Origin of the sequence: Humibacter sp. (assembly GCF_035547335.1) — a bacterium.
In the GTDB taxonomy this organism is placed as follows: domain Bacteria; phylum Actinomycetota; class Actinomycetes; order Actinomycetales; family Microbacteriaceae; genus Humibacter.
This window is the reverse complement of the sequence record NZ_DASZVF010000080.1, coordinates 15,002-39,062: the sequence shown is the minus strand read 5'-3', so window position 1 is coordinate 39,062 and position 24,061 is coordinate 15,002. Positions and strand designations below refer to the sequence as shown.

Annotated in this window: 17 protein-coding genes and 1 tRNA gene; 14 read left to right on the top strand and 4 right to left on the bottom strand. The window is 68.9% G+C overall.

Annotated elements, in window-relative coordinates:
* Positions 1-178: 178 nt before the first annotated feature.
* Genes VHB92_RS16120 through VHB92_RS16110 form a run of 3 tightly spaced genes read left to right on the top strand, consistent with a single transcriptional unit; the run spans position 179 to position 3,574 of the window.
* Entirely contained in the window at positions 179-1,351 is a 1,173-nt protein-coding gene (locus tag VHB92_RS16120; RefSeq protein WP_325454788.1) for a DNA polymerase III subunit delta', read from the top strand.
* Positions 1,348-2,877: an alpha/beta hydrolase gene (locus VHB92_RS16115; protein WP_325454787.1), complete on the top strand. Its 1,530-nt coding sequence runs from the start codon at positions 1,348-1,350 to the stop codon at positions 2,875-2,877. Before VHB92_RS16120 ends, VHB92_RS16115 begins: the two co-directional genes overlap by 4 nt.
* Positions 2,878-2,920: 43 nt before the next feature.
* On the top strand, positions 2,921-3,574 hold the full coding sequence (locus tag VHB92_RS16110; protein WP_325454786.1) for a TetR/AcrR family transcriptional regulator: 654 nt from the start codon (positions 2,921-2,923) through the stop codon (positions 3,572-3,574).
* A gap of 234 nt (positions 3,575-3,808) precedes the next feature.
* Here the strand turns inward: VHB92_RS16110 and VHB92_RS16105 are convergent.
* A tRNA-Thr gene (locus VHB92_RS16105) sits at positions 3,809-3,884 on the bottom strand.
* Positions 3,885-4,033: 149 nt separating this feature from the next.
* Here VHB92_RS16105 and VHB92_RS16100 point away from each other — a divergent pair.
* The 6 genes from VHB92_RS16100 (at position 4,034) to VHB92_RS16075 (ending at position 11,767) form a co-directional block, all read left to right on the top strand.
* Entirely contained in the window at positions 4,034-5,017 is a 984-nt protein-coding gene (locus VHB92_RS16100; protein WP_325454785.1) for a Gfo/Idh/MocA family oxidoreductase, read from the top strand.
* A 77-nt stretch (positions 5,018-5,094) separates the two neighbouring features.
* Entirely contained in the window at positions 5,095-7,680 is a 2,586-nt protein-coding gene (locus VHB92_RS16095; RefSeq protein WP_325454784.1) for a D-alanyl-D-alanine carboxypeptidase, read from the top strand.
* A gap of 262 nt (positions 7,681-7,942) precedes the next feature.
* Entirely contained in the window at positions 7,943-8,320 is a 378-nt protein-coding gene (locus VHB92_RS16090) for a YciI family protein (protein WP_325454783.1), read from the top strand.
* The gene (locus VHB92_RS16085) at positions 8,308-9,627 is read left to right on the top strand and encodes an RNA polymerase sigma factor (RefSeq protein WP_325454782.1); all 1,320 of its coding nucleotides are present in this window, start codon (positions 8,308-8,310) and stop codon (positions 9,625-9,627) included. Before VHB92_RS16090 ends, VHB92_RS16085 begins: the two co-directional genes overlap by 13 nt.
* A gap of 117 nt (positions 9,628-9,744) precedes the next feature.
* Positions 9,745-10,944, top strand: a complete 1,200-nt coding sequence (locus tag VHB92_RS16080) for a thiolase family protein (RefSeq protein WP_325454781.1) — start codon at positions 9,745-9,747, stop codon at positions 10,942-10,944.
* Between the two features lie 37 nt (positions 10,945-10,981).
* Complete coding sequence (locus VHB92_RS16075; RefSeq protein WP_325454780.1) at positions 10,982-11,767, top strand: 3-hydroxyacyl-CoA dehydrogenase; 786 nt, start codon at positions 10,982-10,984, stop codon at positions 11,765-11,767.
* Between the two features lie 106 nt (positions 11,768-11,873).
* Here VHB92_RS16075 and VHB92_RS16070 read toward each other — a convergent pair whose 3' ends face one another.
* Positions 11,874-13,325 (bottom strand): helix-turn-helix domain-containing protein, encoded by a 1,452-nt coding sequence (locus VHB92_RS16070; RefSeq protein WP_325454779.1) that lies wholly within the window; start codon positions 13,323-13,325, stop codon positions 11,874-11,876.
* Positions 13,326-13,494: 169 nt separating this feature from the next.
* On the opposite strand from VHB92_RS16070, the gene VHB92_RS16065 reads away from it, so the two are divergent.
* Positions 13,495-15,555: a phosphoenolpyruvate carboxykinase (GTP) gene (locus tag VHB92_RS16065; RefSeq protein ID WP_325454778.1), complete on the top strand. Its 2,061-nt coding sequence runs from the start codon at positions 13,495-13,497 to the stop codon at positions 15,553-15,555.
* A 208-nt stretch (positions 15,556-15,763) separates the two neighbouring features.
* Here the strand turns inward: VHB92_RS16065 and VHB92_RS16060 are convergent, their stop codons facing one another.
* Both VHB92_RS16060 and VHB92_RS16055 read right to left on the bottom strand, forming a co-directional pair.
* Positions 15,764-18,574, bottom strand: coding sequence for an FAD-binding and (Fe-S)-binding domain-containing protein (locus VHB92_RS16060; protein ID WP_325454777.1), 2,811 nt, complete (start codon positions 18,572-18,574; stop codon positions 15,764-15,766).
* Between the two features lie 35 nt (positions 18,575-18,609).
* Positions 18,610-20,604, bottom strand: a complete 1,995-nt coding sequence (locus VHB92_RS16055; RefSeq protein WP_325454776.1) for an ABC transporter ATP-binding protein — start codon at positions 20,602-20,604, stop codon at positions 18,610-18,612.
* A 196-nt stretch (positions 20,605-20,800) separates the two neighbouring features.
* On the opposite strand from VHB92_RS16055, the gene VHB92_RS16050 reads away from it, so the two are divergent.
* From VHB92_RS16050 to VHB92_RS16035, 4 genes are all read left to right on the top strand, one after another.
* Entirely contained in the window at positions 20,801-21,727 is a 927-nt protein-coding gene (locus VHB92_RS16050; protein ID WP_325454775.1) for an ABC transporter ATP-binding protein, read from the top strand.
* 109 nt (positions 21,728-21,836) lie between these two features.
* A complete protein-coding gene (locus VHB92_RS16045; protein ID WP_325454774.1) occupies positions 21,837-22,676 on the top strand; it encodes an ABC transporter permease in 840 nt (279 codons plus the stop codon).
* Positions 22,673-23,506: an ABC transporter permease gene (locus VHB92_RS16040; RefSeq protein ID WP_325454773.1), complete on the top strand. Its 834-nt coding sequence runs from the start codon at positions 22,673-22,675 to the stop codon at positions 23,504-23,506. The genes VHB92_RS16045 and VHB92_RS16040 overlap by 4 nt, the downstream gene beginning before the upstream one ends.
* Positions 23,507-23,553: 47 nt before the next feature.
* Positions 23,554-24,039, top strand: coding sequence for a DUF2269 family protein (locus VHB92_RS16035; RefSeq protein ID WP_325454772.1), 486 nt, complete (start codon positions 23,554-23,556; stop codon positions 24,037-24,039).
* Positions 24,040-24,061 lie beyond the last annotated feature (22 nt).

The window sequence follows — 24,061 nt, the reverse complement described above, 5'->3', positions numbered from 1 at the left end:
GGAACGAGGCATCGTTCCGTCCGACACTGCGACGCCGCACGGGCGAGCGAGCGACAAGCGCGAGCACGGGGTGGACGGCCGGCACGAGGCGGCGCCGAGCTCCGGCCATGCGGCGGAGGCGAGCGCGGAGCCCGAGCGGGTGGCGAACGCTGACGGACGCACCCGGTAGCGTCGAGTCATGCCCGTAGCGCAGAAGCCGGTGTGGGACGACCTCACCGGGCAGCCCGACGCGATCGAGACGCTGCGCGCCGCGGCAGCGGCGACGGCGTCGTCCGCCATGACGCACGCGTGGCTGATCACCGGGCCGCCCGGCTCGGGCCGTTCGAATCTCGCATACGCGTTCGCGGCCGCCTTGCTCAGCCCGGAGGGCCCGGACGGCGACGAGATCACGACGCGCGAAGTGCTCGCGCGGACGCATCCGGACCTCAGCGTGCTCAGCACGGAACGCGTCATCATCTCGATCGACGAGGTGCGCTCGCTCGTCTCGAGCTCCCAGTTCTCACCATCGGTGAGCCGGTACCGCGTCATGGTGATCGAAGACGCCGACCGGATGTCCGAGCGTACCTCCAACGTCCTGCTGAAGGCTCTGGAGGAACCGCCGGAGCGCACCGTGTGGATCCTCTGCGCGCCGAGCGACGCCGACCTCCTGCCCACCATCCGCTCCAGGGTCCGCACGGTCCGTTTGAAGGTGCCGTCGGTGTCCGATGTCGCCGGCCTGATCGAACGACGTGACGGCGTCCCTGCAGAGGTGGCCGAGCGAGCGGCCCGCCACGCGCAGAGCCACATCGGCATGGCGCACCGTCTCGCCACCAACGAGGATGCCAGGGCACGGCGGGCGGAGACGCTCGACCTCGCGCTCGGCATCCGGACGGTAGGCGACGTCGTTCCCGGTGCCGCCAGGCTGCTGGAGATCGCCGGAGCCGACGCCAAGGCCATCACCGAGGAACGGGACGCGGAAGAACGCGCTCACGCGCTGCAGTCGCTGGGCATCCAGGAGGGAGGCACCGTGCCTCCCGGCCTCCGCTCACAACTGCGACAGCTCGAGGACGACCAAAAGCGCAGGGCGACCAGGAGCCTGCGCGACGGGATCGACCGCATCCTCACCGACCTGCTCTCGCTGTATCGCGACATCCTCATGCTGCAGCTCGGCGCCGGCGTCGAGCTCGTGAACGAGGAGCTGGCGGAGCGTCTGCAAGCCGCTGCGCAGGCATCCACGCCGGCACGCACGCTGGCCACCATGGATGCCGTGCAGACCGCCCGTGAACGGATTGACGGAAACGTGGCGCCGGCGCTCGCCGTCGAGGCGATGCTGGTCGCGGCTCGGCGGCAGGCTGGAGGGGAGTCCCGATGAGGCGATCGAGTCGCATACGGCGAGTAGGTGTCGTCGCCGCGATCGCGGTGGCGCTGTCACTGGCGCTGAGCGGATGCTTCCCGGCGCAGCACGCGCCCGACACCTCGACGCCGCGCTCGGAGAAGGTCTCGGCCGCGCTCGCGCCGTTCTACGGGCAGCACCTCGACTGGCGGGCATGCGGCACGTTCCAGTGCGCGAAGGCGAAGGTGCCGCTCGACTGGTCGGATCCGTCTTCCGGCAGCGTCGAACTGGCGCTGATCAGGCATTATGCAACAGGAAAGCGCCTCGGTTCGCTCCTGGTCAATCCCGGAGGTCCTGGCGGGTCCGGCGTCGATTTCATCCGGGACAGCCTCTCGTACGCCGTGGACAAGAAGCTCCAGGAGCACTACGACATCGTCGGCTTCGATCCTCGGGGCGTCGGCGCATCCACGGCCGTGAAGTGCTACGACGCCAAGAAGATGGACGAGTACCTTTTCGGGATCACGCCCGGCCAGCGCGGCTCCGACCAGTGGATCCAGTCGTCGACACGTCAGGCGGCCGCATTCGCTTCCGCGTGCAAGCAGAACACGGGCGCTCTGCTCGGTCAGGTCGGCACCACGAGCGCGGCCAGGGACCTGGATGTGCTGCGCGCGGTGCTCGGCGACGCCAAGCTCAACTACCTCGGCTACTCCTACGGGACGCTGCTCGGCGCCACCTACGCCGGCCTCTATCCGAAGAATGTCGGCAGGCTGGTGCTCGACGGGGCCCTCGACCCCGCCTCCAGCAGCTTCGATGTCAACCTCGGGCAGTCGAAGGGCTTCGAGCAGGAGCTCACCGCCTACGTGACGAGCTGCCTGAAACGCAAGGGATGCCCATTCTCCGGGTCCGTCGACGACGCCCTGTCCACGATCTCGCACCTGCTGGCGTCGCTGGATGCCAGTCCCATCCGCAACTCGGACGGCCGCGAGCTCGGCGCCAACACCATGGTCACGGCGATCATCTACCCGCTCTACGACTCGAGCGCGTGGAGTCTGCTCGACGACCTCTTCCAGAGCGTGATGAGCGGGAGTGCGAAGGTGGCGTTCTCGCTCGCCGACGGCTACTACGAGCGCAACTCGAACGGCACGTACTCCGACAACTCGACGGAAGCATTCACGGCGATCAACTGCCTCGACTATCCCTCCGACGCGAACCCCGCCACGATGCGGAAGCAGGCGACCGAGCTGACCCAGGCGGCACCCGTCATCGGGCCCTACATGTCGTACGGCGACATCGGATGCGCCGTGTGGCCGTACAAGCCGACGCGAACGCCCGCCCCGATCCACGCCACGGGAGCAGCGCCCATCCTGGTCGTCGGAACCACGGGTGATCCGGCGACGCCGTATCAGTGGGCCGTGAACCTGTCCCACGAGCTCGAGAGCGGACATCTCGTGACGTACCACGGTCACGGTCACACGGCGTACAACAAGTCGAACTCCTGCGTGAACGACGCCGTGGACGCCTTCCTCGTCGACGGCACCGTGCCTCAGAAGGACCCGGAATGCTGAACGTTCTTCGGCGGCGTTTTGCACTGACTGCAATAATGGGCGCGTGATCGCCACCGGTTCTGAGGCGCAGTCCGGCGTCCGCGAGCGCAAGCGGATCGCCACACGCAACGCCATTCAGCGCGCCGTGCTGACGTTGGCGCTCGACCGCGGCTACGACGGCGTCACGGTCGAGGAGATCAGCCACGCGGCCGGCGTCTCCCCACGCACGTTTTTCAACTACTTCCCGACGAAGGAAGCCGCCGTCATCGGGGATCTGCCTGAGCTGCCCGACGCCGAGTCGGTCGACCGGTTCGTCGCAGCGGGTCCTGGCGAATCGATGCTTGATGGGATACGAGACCTCCTGCTGACGACGGTCGATCAGGAGCCGAACCCCGACGGCGCGGACCTGGAGGGCCTTCGGCGCACACTGTTGCGCGAGTATCCGTATCTCTTCACTCTGCGCATGGCCAGCATGAAGCAGCTGGAGTTCGACCTGGTATCGGTCGTCGAGCGACGCCTGAGACGTGAGGACCCTCTCCTGGCCGACGACCCCGAGCGCCTGCACAGCCGGGCACGGCTCGTGACATTCGTGGCCTTCGCCGCTATCCGGCATGCCTGGTCGTGCTGGGCCGAGACCGGAGGTCACGGTGCTCTCGCGGACCGCCTGATCGATTCCTTCGCCGAGCTGCGCGAACTCGTGCGCAACGAGGGCGTCTGACCGAACCGCGAGGGCATACCGCCGTTCGGCCGGTGCGAACGCGGCGTCGCGAGGCAGCGCAGCCGACCGAACTCAGATGCCAGACCGGCGCCGACATCGCTGTGACGGGACTGCATCGATGTGTCGGCACTGCCACGGATGTGTCGGGCCTGCATACATGTGTCGGGACTGCCCCCCCGGATGTGTCGGGCCTGCAAATGCGAGAAGGGCCCCTTTCGGGACCCTTCCGTTCGCTGGAGCCGCCTGTCGGAATCGAACCGACGACCTATTCATTACGAGTGAATCGCTCTGCCGACTGAGCTAAGGCGGCGCGGCGCGGTCTCCCACGCACAGCAGACAAGCTTAGCGGATCAACGGACCTGTTCCGACCACACATCCGGAGGACGTGCGGCTCCCCCGTCCCGGTACGCTGGCGGCATCCGCCGTGCGAGGCGAGCCGTTCGAGGTCGAGGGGGAGCGATGGGCGACATCCGTTGGGGCATCGTGGGCACAGGAAGCATCGCGCACACGTTTTCGAAGGAGCTCATCGACGACGGGCACTCGATCGCGGCGGTCGGTTCACGCACCAAGGTGCGCGCGGAGGAGTTCGCCGACGAGTTCGACATCCCGACGGCACACGGCTCGTACGACGACCTCGTCGCGGATGCCGACGTGGACATCGTCTATGTTGCGACGCCGCATCCCCAGCACGCCGCCAACGCGGAGGCGGCCCTGCGTGCCGGCAAGCACGTGCTCGTCGAGAAGCCGTTCACGCTGAACGCGGGGGAGGCGCAGCGGGTGGCGGACCTTGCCGCCGACCGGGGACTGCTCGTGCTCGAGGCGATGTGGACGAGGTTCCTTCCGCACGTGCAGCGCATCAGGGAGATCATCGCCGATGGCACGCTCGGCACGCTCCGCGGATTCAGCGCCGACCACCTGCAGCTGCTGCCGAGCGATCCGCGGCACCGCATCAACGCGCCGGAGCTCGGCGGCGGCGCGCTGCTCGATCTCGGCGTCTACCCAATCTCGTTCGCGTCGATGCTGCTGGGCGAACCCGACTCGGTGCAAGCCGCCGCGCGGTTCAGCAGCACGGGGGTGGATGCCGCGACCGACACCGTCTTCGGCTACGGCGACCGGGCACTGGCCGTCACGCGTTGCGCCAGCGATGTCCGCGCTGCGAACACGGCGATGATCGTGGGAACGGATGCCGCGATCGAGATCGACAGCGTCTGGTACACACCGACGAACTTCCGCGTCGTCGACACCGAAGGGCACGTCGTGGAGGAGTACAAGACGCGCATCAAGGGCGGAGGCAAGCAGTTCCAGGTCAGGGAGGCCGAGCGGCTGATCGATGCCGGCCTCACGGCGAGCAGCATCATGCCGCCCGAGGAGTCCGTGTCGATCATGCGCACGCTCGACGCTGTGCGGTCGCGTATCGGGCTGGTCTATCCGCAGGAAGTCTGAGCATCCGGTCAGTGCGCGGGCGATGATGGGCATCCTGCTCCCGAACTCTCCCAGGTGCCGTCGGTACACTCGGGCGAATGCACGACGAGTCCCCCCGGTCGCGCCGAGATCGCCGATCGGACGATCCCACTGAGTCCGCATTCGATGAATTGGGCCTGAGCGCTCTGCTCGGCGACGCCACGCAGGAGAACCCGGTCGTGGCGGAACCCGCGGCCACGCCTCGGCCGCAGGAGGAGACCCCGACGCCACGATCGGCGACAGCTGAGCAGGCGACGACATCCGACGTCGACGCCGGGTCGGGACTCGGTCCTCGTCGGCGGATGCGAGCGGATGCCGATGGCTCGGCGGATGCCGCCTCCGGTCGGCACGGCGCAGGCCACGGCAGCGAGCCCGAGACCCAGCCTCATCCCGTGACGCCCGTGCTCTTCGGAGGGCCGGACGAGTCGGACGTGCAGACCGCACCGATCGTTGCAGCCATCGACGGCCAGTCTCCGTTCGGAGCGCCAATCGACGGCCCGTCGTCGATGGAATCGCCCGTGGACAGCCCGTCTTCGTTCGGATCGTCCGTCGATGGTCCGTCTCCGATGAGACCGACCGTGGACGGCCCGTCTCCGATGGAGTCGCCCGTCGACGACTCGTCTCCGGCAGGTCAGGCCCCCGAGCCCCGTCACACGCTGGCGGTGCCGCCACCGGCGGATGCGCGAGCGTCCGCCGACCAGCGAGACGGTTTGCTTCGTCCGCGAGACGAAACGGTCACGCCCACTCGCGGGTTCACGTTTCCTCCGGCGGGACCCGTCACCCCGGCCGCAGGCGAAGCGACACGGCTGCCGGTTCGCGCTCGCGATCTGCCACCCGTCGGCGACTCGATGGCCGCGACCGGCGACCATCCGACAGAGGTACTTCCGGCCGCGGCGAGCACGTCCGGCGACGCATGGTTCGGAGGCCCCATCGAGGAGGTCGCCGATGACGGTGACTCTGCGACCGGCCCGTCCGCACCTGCCCAGCGTGTCCGCAGCGAGGACTCGGCCGGCGCCGCGGCCTCATCGACGCTCGGTGCTCTCTGGGCGCGCCTCTCCGGATCCGTCGGGCGTCGCGGTGGCGATCGCTCCGGCGCGACGGGCGGCGGCTCCGGCGCGGGCCGCGGCCGCGGTAATGGCGGCCGCGGGGCCGGAGGCGGCGGCAATGGCGGCGGGGCTGGAAGCGGCGGCCGCGGCGGTGGCCCATTCGACGGCATCTTCGCCTGGATCCGCAAGAATCCGCGCACCTCGCTGATCGCCGGCATCGCGGCAGGGGTCGTGGTGCTCAGCGGTCTCTCGTTCGGCATCGGAGCGGCATCCGCACCGGCCGCCAGCGCGCGAGGCGCATCAGCCCCGGTCACCGAGACGGCCACGCCGACCCTGAAGCCGACGGTGCGTCCGACGCCCGCGTCGGCGCCGGCTCCCAGCAAGATCCGCACGTGCTCCGTGGCGTCGTACGCGGCGGACAGCGGATTCGGCACGCTCGAGGCGCAGGTGATGAACGCGTCGACCGGCGAGGTGCTGTTCGACCGCAACGGGGCCAACCCTGCACCGACGGCCAGCGTGCTGAAGATGCTCACGGCAGCGGCGGCGTACAGCATCCTCGGGCCGGACTACCGGGTGCCGACGACTGTCGTGAAGGGCTCCCAGCCCGGCCAGGTCGTGGTGATCGGTGGCGGCGATGTGACCCTGACCCGCCTTCCCACCGGAGAGGATTCGTTCTACACGGGCGCGCCGCACCTCGACGAACTGGCGAACCAGGTGAAGCAGGCATGGGCATCCGACCCGGCGAATGCCGGCCAGCCGATCACCTCGCTCGTGGTGGACACGTCCCTGTACTCGGGCCCCGTCTGGCAGCCGAGCTGGGATGAGCACGAGGAACGGGTGGTCGAAGGATCCACGCCGTACATGACCTCGTTCATGGTCGACGGCGACCGCAACGACCCCACCGCCGTCGAGTCGCCGCGGAGCACGGATCCCGTCGGGCGAGCGGCCAACGCGCTCGCCGACGACCTCGGCGGGAACGTCACGATCAGCTCGGGCACGGCCCCAGCCGGCGCCAAGCAGCTCGGCCAGGTGCTCTCGCAGCCGGTGTCGGCGCTGGCAGAGCAGGCTCTGACGTACTCCGACAACACGATCATGGAGGAGCTTGCCCGGCTCGTCGCCATCAAGACCGGCGCGGGCAACAGCTTCTCGGCCATCAACGCCGGAACGCTGAAGGGCCTGGAGGCGTACGGCATCTCGGAGAACGGACTCTATTTCGCCGACGGATCCGGACTGAGCGCCGACAACAAGGTGCCGGCCTCGTACCTGACCCAGTTCATGGTCAAGGTGCTGAACCGGCAGGGCGCGCTCGGCTCCATCTACGACGGCCTGCCCATCGCAGGCAAGACCGGAACGCTGGGTCCGGGATACGGCAGGTTCGACGGATCCTTCTCGTCGAACGCGGTCGGCCACGTGAACGCGAAGACCGGATGGATCGACACGGCGAGAACGCTCGCCGGCGTCATCCACGCGAAGGATGGCACGAACCTCACGTTCGCCATCTACGCGCTGAACTACGGCGGGGACGACGCGGCGCTCGCCGCCATCGACAACCTCACGACGGCGTTCTACGAGTGCGGCAACAACCTCTCCAACAACTGATTGAGGGTGGTCAAGCGAGCTCGCTCGCTTGACCAACCCGAGTGAAATTGTCGAGCGCGAAGCCGCGAACACAACTGACTGAGGGTTGAAGTTGTTTCAGCGGCGAAGCGGCGAACACAACTGATTGAGGGTTGGTCGAGCTCGCTGATTCGCGAGTCAATTGACGCTGACTCGGCGACCGCTGTCGATCACTCGCGACCTCACTCGTCATCACTGCAGAAGCAAGCGCAGACGGCGCTGTGGAGAGTGAGAGGATGACGAAATGCGGTACGCACTGCTCTTGAACGCTCTGGAAGCCCAGGACGCGAACGTCACCGAAGAAGACATGGAACCCTTCAAGGTGGCGTTCGACGAATACGGAAAGGCGCTCGCTGAGGCGGGCGTGCTGGTGGCAGGCGAGATCCTGAAGCCGGTGGCGAACACCACGCAGGTCACGTTGCGGGACGGCGGGCTCACTGTGCAGGACGGCCCGTTCGCCGACACCAAGGAAAGGCTCGCCGGAGCCTTCTTCATCGACGTGCCCGACCTGGATGCCGCCATCGCCTGGGCGGAGAAGTGCCCAGGCGCCCAGTACGGCGTCATCGAGGTGAGACCCACGGAGATCTCGCTCATCGACGGTGAGTGGGTGTGGGGGAACTGAACCAACTCGCGCCCACCGGCGGCGACGATGCCGTCGGTGCCGCGCTGAGGAACGTCGTACGCGAGTCGTACGGCAGGATGCTCGCCGTGCTGGCCGCGAGCACGCGCGACATCGCGCTCGCCGAAGACTGCCTCCAGGACTCGTTCGAGCGCGCTTTGCGCACGTGGCAGCGTGACGGCATCCCGGCGAATCCCGCCGGATGGCTCGTCGTCGCCGCCAGGAATCGCATGCTCGACTGGCTCCGCTCGTCGGAGCACAGCACGCGCTCGTTGGAGTCCGACCTGGTTCACGAGCCTGCTGCGGAGGAGCCCGAACGGGTGGAGCCGGATGAGATCCCCGACCGTCGTCTCGCGCTGCTCTTCGTCTGCGCGCATCCTGCGATCGACGCCGCTGTGCGCACGCCGCTCATGCTCCAGACGGTGCTCGGCGTCGACGCCGAACGCATCTCGCGAGCGTTCGCCGTGCCGTCTCCTGCGATGGCGCAACGGCTCGTGCGCGCGAAGCGTCGCATCAAAGAGACGGGAATCCCGTTCGCCGAGCCGAACCGGGAGGTGTTGACGGAACGCCTTCCCGCCGTGCTGGAGGCGATCTACGGCGCCTATGCCATCGACTGGGCGCTCGTGGCGGGCACGAGCGAGCGGGACTTGTGGGCGCCGGGCTCGCTGAGCGGTGAAGCGCTGGCGCTTGCCGAGATCGCGGTGCGCCTGCTGCCGCGGGAGCCTGAAGTGCTCGGTCTCGCCGCCATGATCTGCCTGTCGCTCGCCCGTGCCGGGGCGAGGCTCGACAGTGAAGGGCGCTTCGTGTCTATCGACGAGCAGGACGTCACGCTCTGGGATGCCGACCTCATCGCGCGTGGCGAGTGTCACCTTCTCGCCGCGAGCCGGCTCGCGATCGATCCGTCCGGCGACCTCCGGGCGATCGGCCGGTTCCAGCTGGAGGCGGCGATCCAGTCGGCGCACGACGATCGCGCTCGCACCGGGACCGTCGATCGGGGAACGCTGCTGACGCTGCATCGTGCGCTCGTGGCGGTGGCACCCACGCTCGGCGCGAGGGTGGCCATGGCGGCCTCGCTCGCCGAGGTCGAAGGCCCGGACGCCGGCCTCGCCGAGCTGGATCGCATCGCCGACCCCGCCGCGTCCCGGTTTCAGCCGGCCTGGGCGACGCGAGCGCATCTGCTGGCCGATGCCGGCAGGCGCGCGGAGTCGGACGCGGCATTCGAACGCGCCATCTCGCTCACCGTCGACCCCGCCATGCGCGAGCACCTCCTGCTGCGCAGAGCCGCCGTCGGTCGTATCGTCGACCCCTGACGCCTTCTCAGCTGAGGCATCCAGATGACTGCACTGCTGCGGCGTGCGAGGCGTTGCCTCCGGGCCCCGTCTCGGTGCAGGGCGCGTGGCATCCGCCGTGCGCCGTAGGCTGGGGCCATGAGCGTCGAAGAGGCCGTCATCGTCGATGTGGTGCGCACCCCGAGCGGTCGCGGAAAGCCCGGAGGAGCTCTCAGCGGCGTGCATCCGGTCGATCTGCTTGCCGATCTGCTGGCCGAGCTCGTGCGCCGCAACGACCTCGACCCGGGAACCATCGACGACGTGATCGCCGGATGCGTCGGCCAGGTCGGACCGCAGACGTTCAACACGGCGCGCAACGCCGCGCTTGCCGCAGGGTTCCCCGAGCACGTGCCGGGAACGACCATCGACCGTCAATGCGGCTCGAGCCAGCAGGCCGCGTCGTTCGCGGCGCAGGCGATCATGTCCGGCATGCAGGACGTGGTCATCGCGTGCGGCGTCGAGTCCATGAGCTCGGTGCCGATCGGGTCGTCGACGCTCGCACGCGACCCGTACGGCACGCGGCTGGCCGCCCGCTATCCCGACGGGCTGGTCAGCCAAGGTGTCTCCGCGGAACTGATCGCCCAGAAGTACGGCTTCGGGCGCGACATGCTCGACGAGTTCAGCGCGCTGTCGCACCGGCGGGCGGCCGAGGCAGCCGAAGCGGGCGAGTTCGATCGGGAAGTCGTGCCCGTCGACGTCACGGATGCCGACGGCGGCACCCGAGTCGTGTCCGTCGACGAGACGGTGCGGCCTGCCACCACGGTCGAGGCCCTGGCCGGTCTGTCGCCCTCGTTCCGCACGGATGCGCTCGCCGCGCGCTTCCCGGAACTGGACTGGAAGATCACGCCGGGCAACTCGTCGCCGCTCACCGACGGCGCCTCCGCCGCGCTCATCATGAGCGCGCGCCGCGCCGAGCAGCTTGGGATCACGCCGCGCGCACGCTTCCACGCGTTCGCGGTCACGGGCAGCGATCCGCTCTACATGCTCACGGGCGTCATGCCGGCGACCGCCCGCATCCTGAAACAGACAGGGCTGAACCTCGACGGCATCGACGCGTACGAGGTGAACGAGGCCTTCGCGCCTGTGCCGCTGGCGTGGCTGGAGGAGTTCGGCGCCGACCCCGACCGCCTGAATGCGGACGGCGGGGCGATCGCGTTGGGGCATCCGCTCGGGGCGAGCGGCACGCGGCTGCTCGGCACCCTGCTTGCACGCCTCGAGCACACCGGCGGGCGGTTCGGCCTGCAGACCATGTGCGAGGGCGGCGGCATGGCCAACGCCACCATCATCGAGCGGCTCTGAGACGCCGGCCCGCTGCCAACAACAACCGGAGGGATATATGCGGATTCAGGAATGCAGTGCGATCATCACGGGAGGCGCCTCGGGGCTGGGCAACGGCACGGCCAGGGTGCTCGCCGAGGCCGGGGCGAGGGTGGTCATCGTCGACCTGCCCTCGTCGGCAGGCGAGGCGGCGGCGGAGGAGCTCGGGGGCGTGTTCGCGCCCGCCGACGTGACCGACGCCGATCAGGTGCAGGCCGCCGTGGACACCGCCCAGAAGCTGGCGCCGCTGCGCATCACAGTGAACTGCGCCGGCATCGCCACCGCAGGGCGCACCGTCGGTCGCGACGGGGCGCTGCCCCTCGACGGTTTCGAACGCACCATCAGGATCAACCTCATCGGAACCTTCAACGTCGTGCGGCTCGCCGCCGCCGCCATGGCGGGGAACGAGCCGGTCGAGGCGCAGTCGCTGCCCGGTGTTCCCGACACGAGAGAACGCGGCGTAATCGTGAACACCGCGTCCGTCGCCGCCTTCGACGGCCAGATCGGCCAGGCCGCCTATTCGGCGTCGAAGGGCGGCGTGGCATCCATGACTCTGCCGATCGCGCGCGACCTGTCGAAGCTGCTCATCCGCGTCGTGACGATCGCGCCGGGCATCATGCAGACGCCGATGATGGCCGGGATGCCCGAGGACGTCCAGCGCTCACTGGAGGAGCAGATCCCGCATCCGTCGCGCATGGGCACCCCGGGCGAGTACGCCGCGCTCGCGCGTCACATCGTGGAGAACCCGCTCCTCAACGGCGAGGTCATCCGGCTCGACGGCGCCATCCGCATGCAGCCGAAGTGACGCGGGAGCGCCTCGACGGACGGGGGAGCGCCTCGACGGACGGGGGAGCGCCCCAAGAGACGCGGGGAGTACGCCGCGGTGGCCGCCGGCTCGGATCGGTGAGACATCACGCTCCGAGCGGTCCGGAGTGAGCATCGAGGAACGCGTACAGCTCGGCGTCGTCCACGCCGGGGAACGCGCCGGTCGGCAGCGGTGACAGGATGTGCGCGTGCAGCCGGGCGCTGGGCCACGCCTTGTCGGCCCACGACGACTCGAGCGAGGCATCCGGTGCCCTGCAGCACGACGGATCAGGACACGTCGAGGTGACGCGCGCCGTGGTCTCCCGGCCGCGGAACCACTTGGCATCCGCGAATGGCACCCCGACGGTGATCGTGAAGCTGCCGTCGTCGCTGCGACCGGTCTGGGTGGCGCACCAGTACGTGCCCGCCGGCGTGTCGGTGTACTGGTACAGCTCTGTGGTGCGGTTCGTCTGGGCGAACGCGTCGCGCGCGCTCCACTTCTTGCACACCAGCTGCCCCTCGATCGCGCCTGTGACGTCTTTCGGCAGCGGCAGGCCGTCGTTCTCGTAGCCCTTGTACAGAGCGCCGTCGTCGCCGACGCGCAGAAAGTGCATGCGCATGCCGAGGTGCACCGTGATGAGGTTGGTGAGGCGCAGGGATGCCGCCTCGTGCGTCACGCCGAACGCGTCGCGGAAGTCCTCGACCGCCAGGTCGCGCTCCTTCTTCGCCTGCTGGAGGAACGCGACGGCAGCGCTCTGCGGCATGAGGCAGCACGCGGCGAAGTAGTTGATCTCCAGGCGCTGCCGAAGGAACTCGGCGTAGCTGCCGGGTCTCTCGTGCCCGAGCACGCGGTGCGCGAGCGCCTGCAGCGCCATCGACCGCAGCCCGTGGCCGCCGGGGATGGATGCCGGTGGCAGATAGATGCGCCCGTTCTCCAGATCCGTGATGGAGCGCGTCGAATTCGGCAGGTCGTCGACGTAGACCAGCTGGAAGCCGAGCCGCTCGGCCATCACGCTCACCTCGCGGTGCGTGAGCGCTCCCGCCACGTGGCCGGATGCCTTGACCTGTTCCTCGGCGAGCCGCTCGATCTCGGGCAGGTAGTTGTCGCGTTCGCGCATCCACTCGCGCAATTCGGTGTTCGCCCGCCTCGCCTCCTCGGGCGTGGCGATCGCCTTGCTGGCCTGGCGCGCCAGTTCTCGATGGAGGCCGACGAGGGCCGCGATCGTCTCCGTCGGCGTCCCCTTGGTCGGTCGCACCGTCGGCAGCCCGAGCGCCGTGTAGAGCGGCGAGCTCTGCGCCCTGCGCAGCTCGAGCTCGTATGCGGTGCGTTCGTCGGGGGGCTCGGCCACGAGCAACGTGGCGAGATCGACTCCGATCGCGCCGGCGATGGACTGCAGAACCGTGAGCTTCGGCTCCCGCTTCCCGTTCTCGATCATGGAGAGCTGGCTCTGCGAGAGGCCGACGAGGTCGCTCACGCGTTCGAGCGTCAGACCCGAGCGGGTGCGGAAGTGGCGGATTCGGTGACCGATCGTGGCGATATCGGCGGTGTCGGCATCCATTGGTTCACGCTAACAAAAGAACGTGGATTCTTCACGGCTGCAGTGCGGTGCCGAGTGCCGGAAGTCGCGCGAAGGTGAAGAGGACGGCGGGCGCGATGCAGCGCGAAGCGGCGGATGCGCCGAGCGACCACCGAACGACGACGCGACGACGAGGTGAGGACGGGCGGGCATGACGATCATCCAGAGACCGAAGCCAGGGCAGTCGAAGTCTGCGCAGCCGAGGGCGACTCAGGGGGAGAGGACCGAGGCCGAGCGAGCGCAGACGGAGAGGGCGCAGCGGTACCCCGCGACCACACGTGCCGCCGCACAGACCAGCCGGACGGATGCCGAGGGCACCGGCGTCCGTCCGGCTTTCTTCTCCACCACCCTGCCTCTGCCCGATGCCGCACGGGCTGTCTCGACGAACGGGTCCCGGCCATTAGGCAGTGCCGTGACGGGGACGGCGGATGCCGCGCTCGCCGAGTGGGTGGCCGAGGTGGCCGAGCTGACCAAGCCGGACGAGATCGTCTGGTGCGACGGCTCCCGCGCGGAAGCCGACAGGCTGTTCCGCCTCCAGGTCGCGAACGGGCAGCTCATCAAGCTCAATCCCGAGTGGCGTCCGGGCAGCTATCTCGCTCGCACGGATCCTCGGGACGTGGCGAGGGTGGAGGCGCGTACGTTCATCTGCTCCGAGCGGGAGGAGGACGCCGGCCCGACCAACAACTGGCGCGACCCTACGGAGATGCACGCGGAGCTGTCCGAGGTCTTCGACGGCAGCATGCGGGGCCGCACGATGTACGTGGTGCCGTTCTCGATGGGCCCGCTGGGAGGCGCGATCTCGCAGCTCGGCGTCGAGCTCACCGACTCGCCGTACGTCGTGGTCTCCATGGGCATCATGACGAGGATGGGCCGCGGCGCGCTCGACCTCATCGAGCAGGGACGGCCGTGGGTGCGCACCGTGCACAGCGTGGGGTATCCTCTCGTGGATGCCGACGGCGTCGCGCGGCCCGAAGTCGCCTGGCCGTGCAACGAGACGAAGTACATCGCGCACTTCCCGCAGGAGCGCGAGGTGTGGTCGTACGGCTCGGGGTACGGCGGCAACGCGCTCCTCGGCAAGAAGTGCTTTGCGCTGCGCATCGCGTCGCAGGCCGCGCGCGAGGAGGGCTGGCTCGCCGAGCACATGCTCATCATCAAGGTCACCTCGCCGGCAGGCAGAAGCCATCACCTTGCTGCGGCGTTCCCCTCGGCGTGCGGCAAGACCAATCTGGCGATGCTGCGCTCGCAGCTGGACGGCTGGACGGTCGAGACCATCGGCGACGACATCGCCTGGCTGAAACCGGATGCCGACGGCCGGCTCCGCGCGATCAACCCGGAGCGCGGATTCTTCGGCGTCGCCCCTGGCACGGGCGAGTCGACGAACCGCTCGGCCGTGGAGACGCTATGGGGCAACACCATCTTCACCAATGTCGCGCTGCGCGACGACGGCGATGTGTGGTGGGAGGGGCTGACCGACGAGCCGCCCGCCCACCTGATCGACTGGCGCGGCGAGGACTGGACGCCCGCGTCGGGTCGAACGGCGGCGCATCCGAACTCGCGCTTCACGGTTCCCGCCGAGCAGTGCCCGACCATCGCTGACGACTGGGAGGACCCGGACGGCGTTCCGATCGATGCGATCGTCTTCGGCGGCCGCCGGGCCACGAACGTTCCGCTGGTGATGCAAGCGAGGGACTGGAAGCACGGCGTGTTCCTCGGCGCCACGATCGCGTCGGAGCGCACGGCGGCAGCGGAGGGCACCGTCGGCGAGCTGCGCCGCGATCCGTTCGCCATGCTGCCGTTCTGCGGCTACAACATGGCCGACCACTGGGCGCACTGGCTGAGCATCGGGGAGCGGCTCGGGGCTGACGCGCCGGCGGTGTTCCAGGTGAACTGGTTCCGCAGGGGGAGGGATGGCGAGTTCCTCTGGCCCGGGTTCGCCGAGAACATGCGAGTGCTGGCGTGGATCGTCGGACGACTGGAGGGCACGGCATCGGCGGTGGACGAGAGTGTGGGGCGCGTGCCGGCGCGGGCATCCCTGAACGTCGAGGGGCTGGGACTGGAGCCGGATGCGCTCGACCAGCTCTTCGAGATCGATCGCGCTGCGTGGCTGGCGGAGTGCGATCTGACCGAGGACTTCTTCGCACGCTTCGGCGGCCGGGTGCCTCCGGCGCTCACTGCTGAGCTGGAGTCGTTGCGGTACCGCCTGCGGCACTGACCGCAACCGACGGCCGACCGCGGGTTGAGCCTGTCAAAACCCACTGGGGGCGGTTTCGACGAGCTCAACCGGCGGTGTCTGCGGCACCGGTCGAGGGTTGAGCCTGTCGAAACCGGGCACTGGGGGCCGTTGCGACGAGCTCAACCGGCGGTCTCGGCGGGCCCTACCGCGGGTTGAGCCTGTCGAAACCCGGGCACACCCGCCGCGCTCAGCGGGTCGCGGTCGCCTCGTCGAGCACCTGGAGCACGTGCCGGTACTCGCGTCCTGTGGCGCGCGTCATGCCGAGCTCGCACGTGCGGTTCAGCGACGCGTGCTCGACACTCCCGAGTGCTGCCACCTCGGCGGCCTCCGGTGCCGTCGCGCTCGCGGTGAGTTCGGGATGCAGCATCCCGCGGTCGCCGGCGAACGCGCAGCAGCCCCAGTCCTCCGGAACCGCCACGCTGTGCGCAGCCGCCTCCGCCACCCGCAGCAGTGCGGGGTTGGCGCCGATGCGGGTGGACGAGCACGTCGGGTGCACCGTGAGTGATTCCACCTTGGAGCCGGCGGGAAGCGCTGCCAGCACGTGTTCGTCCACGAACTGCACGGCATCCACGACCCGGATGCCGGCCGCCGACGCCGCCTGCAGCATCACCTCGAGACCTTCGCTGCAGGAGGACGCGTCGCACACGACGGGCAGCCTCCCGGCATCCGTCGCCTCCATCAGTGTGGCGACGACGCGTTCGGTCATCTCGGCGTAGCCCTCGGTGAGACCCTTCGACTTCCACGGCGTTCCGCAGCACAGAGAGGGGATGCCCTCGGGCGTCGTCACCGTCACGCCCGCCCGCTCGCACAGCCGCAGGAACGACTCCGAGACGCCATCTGCGCCGACCGGTCCGAACATCGTGTTCGTGCAGCTCGGAAAGTAGACCGCGACCGGATTGTCCGCCGCGATCGGCCGGCGCTGCTTGCCGCCTCCGGGAAGCTCGGCGGAGTACAGCGGAACGGTCTCGGCACCGAGCACGGCTCGTCCCACCCGCGTCGCGAGCTTCGGCAGCGCGGCCGGCATGGACTTGGCGACGGACAGCGCCACGCCGCCGGCGCGCGAGGTGGCGCCCCAGTGCTTCGCGGCCGCCGACCACGGGACTTGCTCGGCCGGGCCGTTCGCCTCGGCGCGCAGCCTGCGGACGAGATCTCCCGTATTGATCAGCACGGGACACGCGGTCTGGCACATGCCGTCGACCGCGCACGTCTGCACGCCGTCGTAGCGGTACTCGTTCTGGATGGAGCGCACCAGGTCGTCGTCGCCGGCGTCGCGCGCGCGCTCCAGCTCTCTGCGCATGACGATGCGCTCTCTCGGGGTGAGCGTGAGGTCTTTGCTCGGGCACACCGGCTCGCAGTACCCGCACTCGACGCACCGATCGACCTCGGCCTCGACGGTGGGCGCGACCTTCAGGTTCTTCAGGTAGGAGTCCTGGTCGTCGGTGAGCAGCACGCCGGGATTGAGCAGCATCCCGGGGTCGACGAGTCGCTTCAGCTCCCACATCACCTCGTACAGCTCGTCGCCGTACTGGCGTCGCACGAATGGCGCCATGATGCGGCCCGTGCCGTGCTCGGCCTTGAGCGTTCCACCCTGCGACAGCACGAGGTCGACCATCTGCTCCGTGAAGGCCCGATAGCGGTCGACGGCGGCGGGGCCGTCGAAGCGCTCGTTCACGAGGAAGTGGATGTTGCCGTCTTTCGCGTGCCCGAAGATGACCGACCCCTCATAGCCGTGCTCGTCGAACAGCTCGATGAGCCTGGTGCAGGTCTCGTTGAGCCGCTCGACGGGAACGGCGATGTCCTCCAGCAGTGCCGTCGTGCCCGACGGCCTCGCTCCTGCCACCGCCGTGTAGAGACCCTTGCGGATGTGCCAGAGGTCGGCCCGCGCCGACGGATCGACGGTGAGCTCTGCGGGGCGGTCGAGACGGAGTCCGGCGAACACGCCGGGCGCCTCGAGCAGCCGTGCCGCGAGCGCGTCGGCCGTCTGTTCCTGGTATTCGACGAGCAGCGCAGCATGGTCGACCACGGCGAGATCGCGCAACTCGGCCGGCGCCTCGGGGTCCAGTTGCGCCACCCGGAGAGAGGCGGCGTCGAGCAGTTCGATGGTCGCGAACCCCGCGGCGACGAGCGCGGGCAGCGATGCCGTGGCATCCGCGAGCGACGGGAAAACGAGCAGTCCCGTCGCCGCGTGCGGCAGAACCGGAACGGTGCGGAACGTGGCCTCGGCGACGAAGGCGAGCGTGCCCTCGGAGCCGATCACGAGGTGTTCGAGGATGTCGACGGGCTCGTCGTGGTCCAGGAACGAGTTGAGCCCGTAGCCCATCGTGTTCTTGATGGAGTGCAGGCGGCGGAGCGTCGCGACCGACTCCGGGTTCCCGCGCACTCTGTCCCGGAGCTCGCGCAGGCCGGCGTCGATCCGTGGCTCCCGCGACCGCAACGTCTCGGCCGCGTCGGCGGCCGACGTGTCGATGATCGTGCCGCTCGGGAGAACGAGCACAGCGCTCTCCAGTGTGCGGTAGGTGTTCGCGTGGATGCCGCACGACATCCCGCTCGAGTTGTTGGCGATGACACCGCCGACGGTGCAGGCGATCTCGCTCGCTGGGTCGGGCCCCAGCCTGCGGCCGTGCCGGGCGAGCCGGGTGTTGACGGAACGCACCGTCGCACCGGGCTGCGTGCGCACCCGCTCACCGTCATCCAGCACACGCACCGTGCGGAAGTGCCGCCGGGTGTCGATGACGACACCCTCGCCGCCAGCCTGACCGGAGAGGCTCGTGCCGCCAGAGCGGAACGTCACCGGAACGCCGTCGGCCTGACAGGCGGCGAGGATGCCACCCACCTGGCCGGCATCGCGGGCGATGGCGACCGCCTGCGGCAGCAGCCGGTAGTGGGAGGCGTCGTGTGCCGCGGTGAGCCGGTCGGTGGCTGTCGTGCCGACGTGCTCGGAGGTCAGAGCAAGAGCCTCCAGCAATCGCTGGGATCCCGACGTCGTGCCTGTGTTCATCGACCCTCCACTCGACGGAGACCCTATCGGGTTCCTCACACCAGCAGCTGGTGCTTCGCCAGCTCACGATAGAGCGGCGTGGACTCCACGAGCCCCGAGTGGGTGCCGACGCCGACCACACGGCCCTTGTCGAGCACGACGATCTGATCGGAGTCGACGACCGTCGACAGCCGGTGCGCAATCACGATCAGGGTGCGGTTCTCCGCGACCGCGTCGATGGCCTCGCGCATGAGCTGCTCGTTGCGTCCGTCGAGGCTCGACGTGGACTCGTCGAGCAGAAGGATGGGCGGCGCAGCCAGCAGGGCTCTCGCGATCGCGAGCCGCTGGCGTTCGCCTCCGGAGAGCATCACGCCGTCTTCGCCGACCGGCGCCTCGAGCCCGAGCGGGCTGCGTTCGAGCACCTCGGTGAGGTTCACGGTGTGCAGCACGTCGATGCACTGCTGGTCCGTCGCCTCGGGCGAGGCCAGGGTCAGGTTGTCCCTGATCGATCCGGCCAGCACGGGGGCGTCCTGCTCCACGTATCCGATCTGGGCGCGCAGGTCGCGGCGATCCAGCGTGCGGATGTCGAGCCCACCCATCGTGATCACACCCGCCGCCGGATCGTAGAACCGCTCGATCAGGGCGAGGATCGTGCTCTTGCCGGCTCCCGATGGGCCGACGAGAGCCGTGCGCTTGCCACGCGGCGCTGCGAACGTCACGCCGTGCAGCACACCCTCCTCGACGGTGGCCGAATCGGATGCCGTCAGACCGTTGACCACGACATCCGTTCGGCTTCCCCCCGCCAGCGCCTCCGCCTCAGCGACGACGTCCCGGCCCTCGAATGCCTCGAGCGCCGCTTCCGCGGTCTGCGCTTCCGCAGTCTGGGGCGCAGGCCCGTCGTCGTCGGACGCCTGCGCGGCGGGCGAGCCCTCGGGGTAGGAGAACCGCACGTCCTGGAAGGCGATGGCCGGGGCATCCGGATTCACCGTGGCGTTGGCCGGCCCGACCATGACCGCGCGGCTCTCGACGGGCAGATCGGACGCGTCTTCGCTCGGCAGATCGATGATCTCCTGGATGCGTCCGAGCGCTCCCAGCGCGGAGTTCACCGAGGTGAACGCTCCGAACGCCTGACCGAGCGGCAGGATCATCATGAACAGGAACAGGATGAACGCCACGAGGCTCGCCACGGTGATGGCGCCGCTGGCGACGCGGTATCCGCCCACGCCGAGAACGACGAGGAAACTCACCTGCATGGCGATGCCGGCCACTGGGACGACGAGAGCCGAGATCTTCGCGACCTTCACACCCATGCGGTACGCGGCCGTCGCATCCTTGTCGACGCCCTCGATCTCGCGCTGGGTGGCGCCTGCCGCCCTGATGGTGCGCACGGAGCTGATCGCCCGCTCGACGGATGCCGCCAGGTCGCCGACCCGCTCCTGAGCCTTGCGGCTGGCAACGCGGATGCGACCGGAGAGCAGCACGACGACCGCGATCGACACGGCGATGACGAGCACGGTCAGCCCGAGCAGCACCGGATCGATGACGAGCATCGCGATGAGCGCCCCGATGAACGTGAGCGCCCCTCCGATGGCCTCGACGAGCCCCTGCGTGAGCACGGCGCGCAGCAGCGTCGTGTCGCTGCCCACCCGGGACACCAGGTCGCCCGTGCGCCGTGCGTCGAACTGGCTGATCGGCAGGTTGAGCATGCGAGCGACGAGACGTCGGCGCGAGGAGAGCACGACGCTCTCGCCTGTGCGCTGCAGCAGGTAGTGCTGGTAGCCCGAGATGAGGCCGGAGACCACGACGAGAGCCACCAGCGCCCACACCAGGGCGCCGAGGGCCTTGCCGTTCTGCACGATGCCGATCACCTGGCTGACGAGCAGCGGCTGCGCGAGACTCGCAGCGGCGCCCAGCACGCTGAGCACGATGACCACGGTCATCGACGCCCTGTGCTCGAAGATGTAGGGCAGCAGCTGCGAGAACGTGGCCCGTGGGCCGTCGTCCTTCTGCGGGCGCCCGAACGGACGACGTGCTGACGCGGGTGAACTCATGAGGACTCCAGGGGAAAGCCGCGAGGGGATGCGTGCGGCAGGCTATCAACGCCGCCTGATAGCCGAGCCAGGGCATCCGTGCAGCGCGAGCGGCCCAGATGGCGTCGCGACAGGTCCGGATGCTCCACTCCTCCGCGAGCGCGGGCGAGGCCGCGACCATCGGCGAATGTCACCCGTCGGGGTTACGTTGGTGATCGTGTCTTCGCCGGTGATCGTCGCATCAGACCTCGTCAAGCAGTACGGGGAGGTCACGGCCGTCGGAGGGATCTCGTTCGAGGTCGCGCAGGGGGAGTCGTTCGGCCTGCTCGGACCGAACGGCGCAGGCAAGTCGACGACGATGCGCATGATCGGCGCCGTCTCCACCCGCACAAGCGGACGGCTGGAGATCCTAGAGCTCGACCCCGACGGCTTCGGCCCTGAGATCAGGTCGCAGCTCGGTGTCGTGCCGCAGTCCGACAACCTCGACGAGGAGCTCCGCGTGCGCGAGAACCTCATCGTCTACGGCAGGTACTTCGGACTGCCGATGGCGAAGGTGCGATCAAAAGCGGATGACCTGCTCGCCTTCGCGCAGCTGCAGGACAAGGCGAAGGCGAAGGTGACCGACCTCTCCGGAGGCATGAAGCGCCGGCTGACGATCGCGCGCGGGCTCATGAACGACCCGCGCATCCTGCTGCTCGACGAGCCGACGACCGGCCTCGATCCGCAGGCACGTCACATCCTCTGGGACCGCCTGTTCCGGCTCAAGGAGGAGGGCACGACGCTCGTGCTCACGACCCACTACATGGACGAGGCCGAACAGCTCTGCGATCGGCTCATCGTGGTCGACAAGGGCACGATCATGGCGGAAGGAACACCGGCGTCGCTGATCAGGGAGTACTCGACGCGCGAGGTGCTCGAGCTGCGATTCGGCGCGGACCGCAACGCGGAGATGGCGGAACGCCTCAAGGATGCCGGCGACCGCGTCGAAGCGCTTCCCGACCGCGTGCTCGTGTACACGGCCGACGGCGAGGCGGAGCTCGCGCGCCTGACGGATGCCGGCATCCACCCGCTCACCTCGCTCGTGCGACGCTCCAGCTTGGAGGACGTGTTCTTGCGGCTGACAGGAAGGTCTCTGATCGAATGACCGTCGCATTTCCTCCGCCGGCCGGGACGGTCGTCGGCGCTGGCGTCGCGGCGACGGTCAGAAATGACCGTCGCTTTGAGCTCCAGCGCGCTGGAAGGTCCTTGATCGAATGACCTCCATCGACACCGCCGCGCAGACGTCGCTCGTGCGCAGTGCGGCCAAACCGCGGCGCTTCGGCGCCTGGTACGTGGCGGAGCACCGGCTGCGGGTGATGCGCTCCTACGTTTCCACGGTGCTGATCGGCGCCGTCGGGACGCCGCTGCTGTACCTGTTCGCGATGGGCGTCGGCCTCGGTGCGCTCGTCAGTGCGAACCTGGGTCCACACGCGGTCGACGGGGTCAGCTACCTGCAGTTCGTCGCGCCCGCGCTGCTCTGCACGGCCGCCGTGACCGTGGCATCCGAGGAGTTCACGTACCCGGTCCTTCTCGGCTTCAAGTGGAACCCCACGTTCCTCGGCATCAGCTCGTCGCCCATCACGCCTGGTCAGATCATCGACGGCATGGTCATCTCGGCCGTTGTGCGCCTGCTCGCGTCCAGCGTTCTGTACTGGCTGTTCATGATGCTGTTCGGCGCCACCCCGGCAGGCACGGCATTCCTCGGCGTGTTCGTCGCGACGCTGGTCGGTCTCGCGTTCGGCACGCCGATCATGGCGTACGTCGCCACCATCCAGACCGACACCGGCCAGATCGCCATGCTCATGCGCTTCGTGCTGCTGCCGCTGACGCTCTTCTCCGGCACGTTCTTCCCGCTCGCCACGATGCCGATCTACCTGCAGTGGATCGGCTGGCTCTCGCCCATCTGGCACGGCACCCAGCTCGCCAGGATCGTGTCGTACGGCGCGCACGAGCCGCTCTGGCTGGTCGTCGTGCACGTGGTCTACCTGTTCGCGCTGTTCGTGCCGGGCTGGCTGGTGGCACGTCGCATCGCTCGGCGGAGGCTGTACACATGACCGAGGTCGAGGTGCGGTCTTCGGTGCAGGCATCCGCTCGCCGCAGGCCGGCGGGATCGCTCTACGCGGGCAATGCGCGCTCCGTCGTGTACCGGGGCTGGCTGGCGACCAAGTCGACCAACTGGCTGGTCGTGCTCTCCGGCGTGTTCGAGCCGGTCTTCTACCTGCTCTCGCTGGGCGTCGGGCTCGGCACGTTCGTCGGCACGGTGACGGCGGGAGACGGCAGGCAGATCCCCTACGCGGCGTTCATCGCGCCCGCTCTGCTCGCGACCGCGGCCATGAACGGCGCGGTGTATGACTCCACGTGGAACGTGTTCTTCAAGATCCGGTTCGCGCGGCTCTACGAGGGGATGCTCGCCACCTCGCTCGGCCCGCTCGACGTCGCGTTCGGCGAGATCTCGCTCGCTCTCCTCAGGGGCGCCGGCTACGCGATCGCGTTCATGATCGTCATGCAGCTGGTGGGGCTCAACCTCTCCTGGTGGGCGTTGCTGGCGCTCCCCGCCGTGCTGCTCGTGGCGTTCGCGTTCGCCAGCTTCGGCATGGGGATCACGAGCTACATGAAGTCGTTCCAGCAGATGGACATCATCAACTTCGTGATGCTGCCCCTCTTCTTGCTGTCGGCGACGTTCTACCCGTTGTCGGTCTACCCGCCTGCCGTGCAGGTGATCATCCAGGCGCTGCCGCTGTGGCAGAGCGTCGAGCTCGTCCGCTCGCTCACCACGGGCGCCGTCACTGTGGGAATCCTGTGGCACGTGCTGTACCTCGCGGTGATGGCCGTGCTCGGCATGATCCTGACTACGCGGCGTCTTCGCGCGCTGTTCCTCGACTGACCGGACGCGCGCGCGGGCTTGCACCCAAACCTCAATAGGCTGGCGGGATGAACGTGGCTAGCGTGATCTTCGACATTCTGCACGTGGCGGCGGCGGTCTTCATCGTCGGCCCGATGGCCATCCTCCCGATGACCGCGCTCAGGGCGATCCGCGCCGGATCCCCCGGACAGGTGCGCACGCTCGCGAGGTCGACCAACATCTTCAGCCTGCTGTCGCTGATCGTGGTCTTCTTCGGCTTCGGCGCCATGGGGCTGTCGGACCCGAAGTACCACACGACCATCGCATCGACGTGGATCTGGCTGTCCATCGTGTTCTACGTCGTGGCCCTGGCGCTCACGCTGTTCGTCGTGGTGCCGGCCATGCGTCGCGCGGCGGACAACCTGGAGGGCGAGGAAGCCGTCGAGGTCGAAGACCCCTCCGCGGTCGGCGAGGCGCCCGAGAAGGCCGCGGGCTACGGCATCATCTCGGGCACGAGCGGCGTGGCCAGCCTGTTCCTGCTCGCGGTCGTCGTGCTCATGGTCTGGAAGCCGTAACAGGCGAAGCTCGCCCGACGTG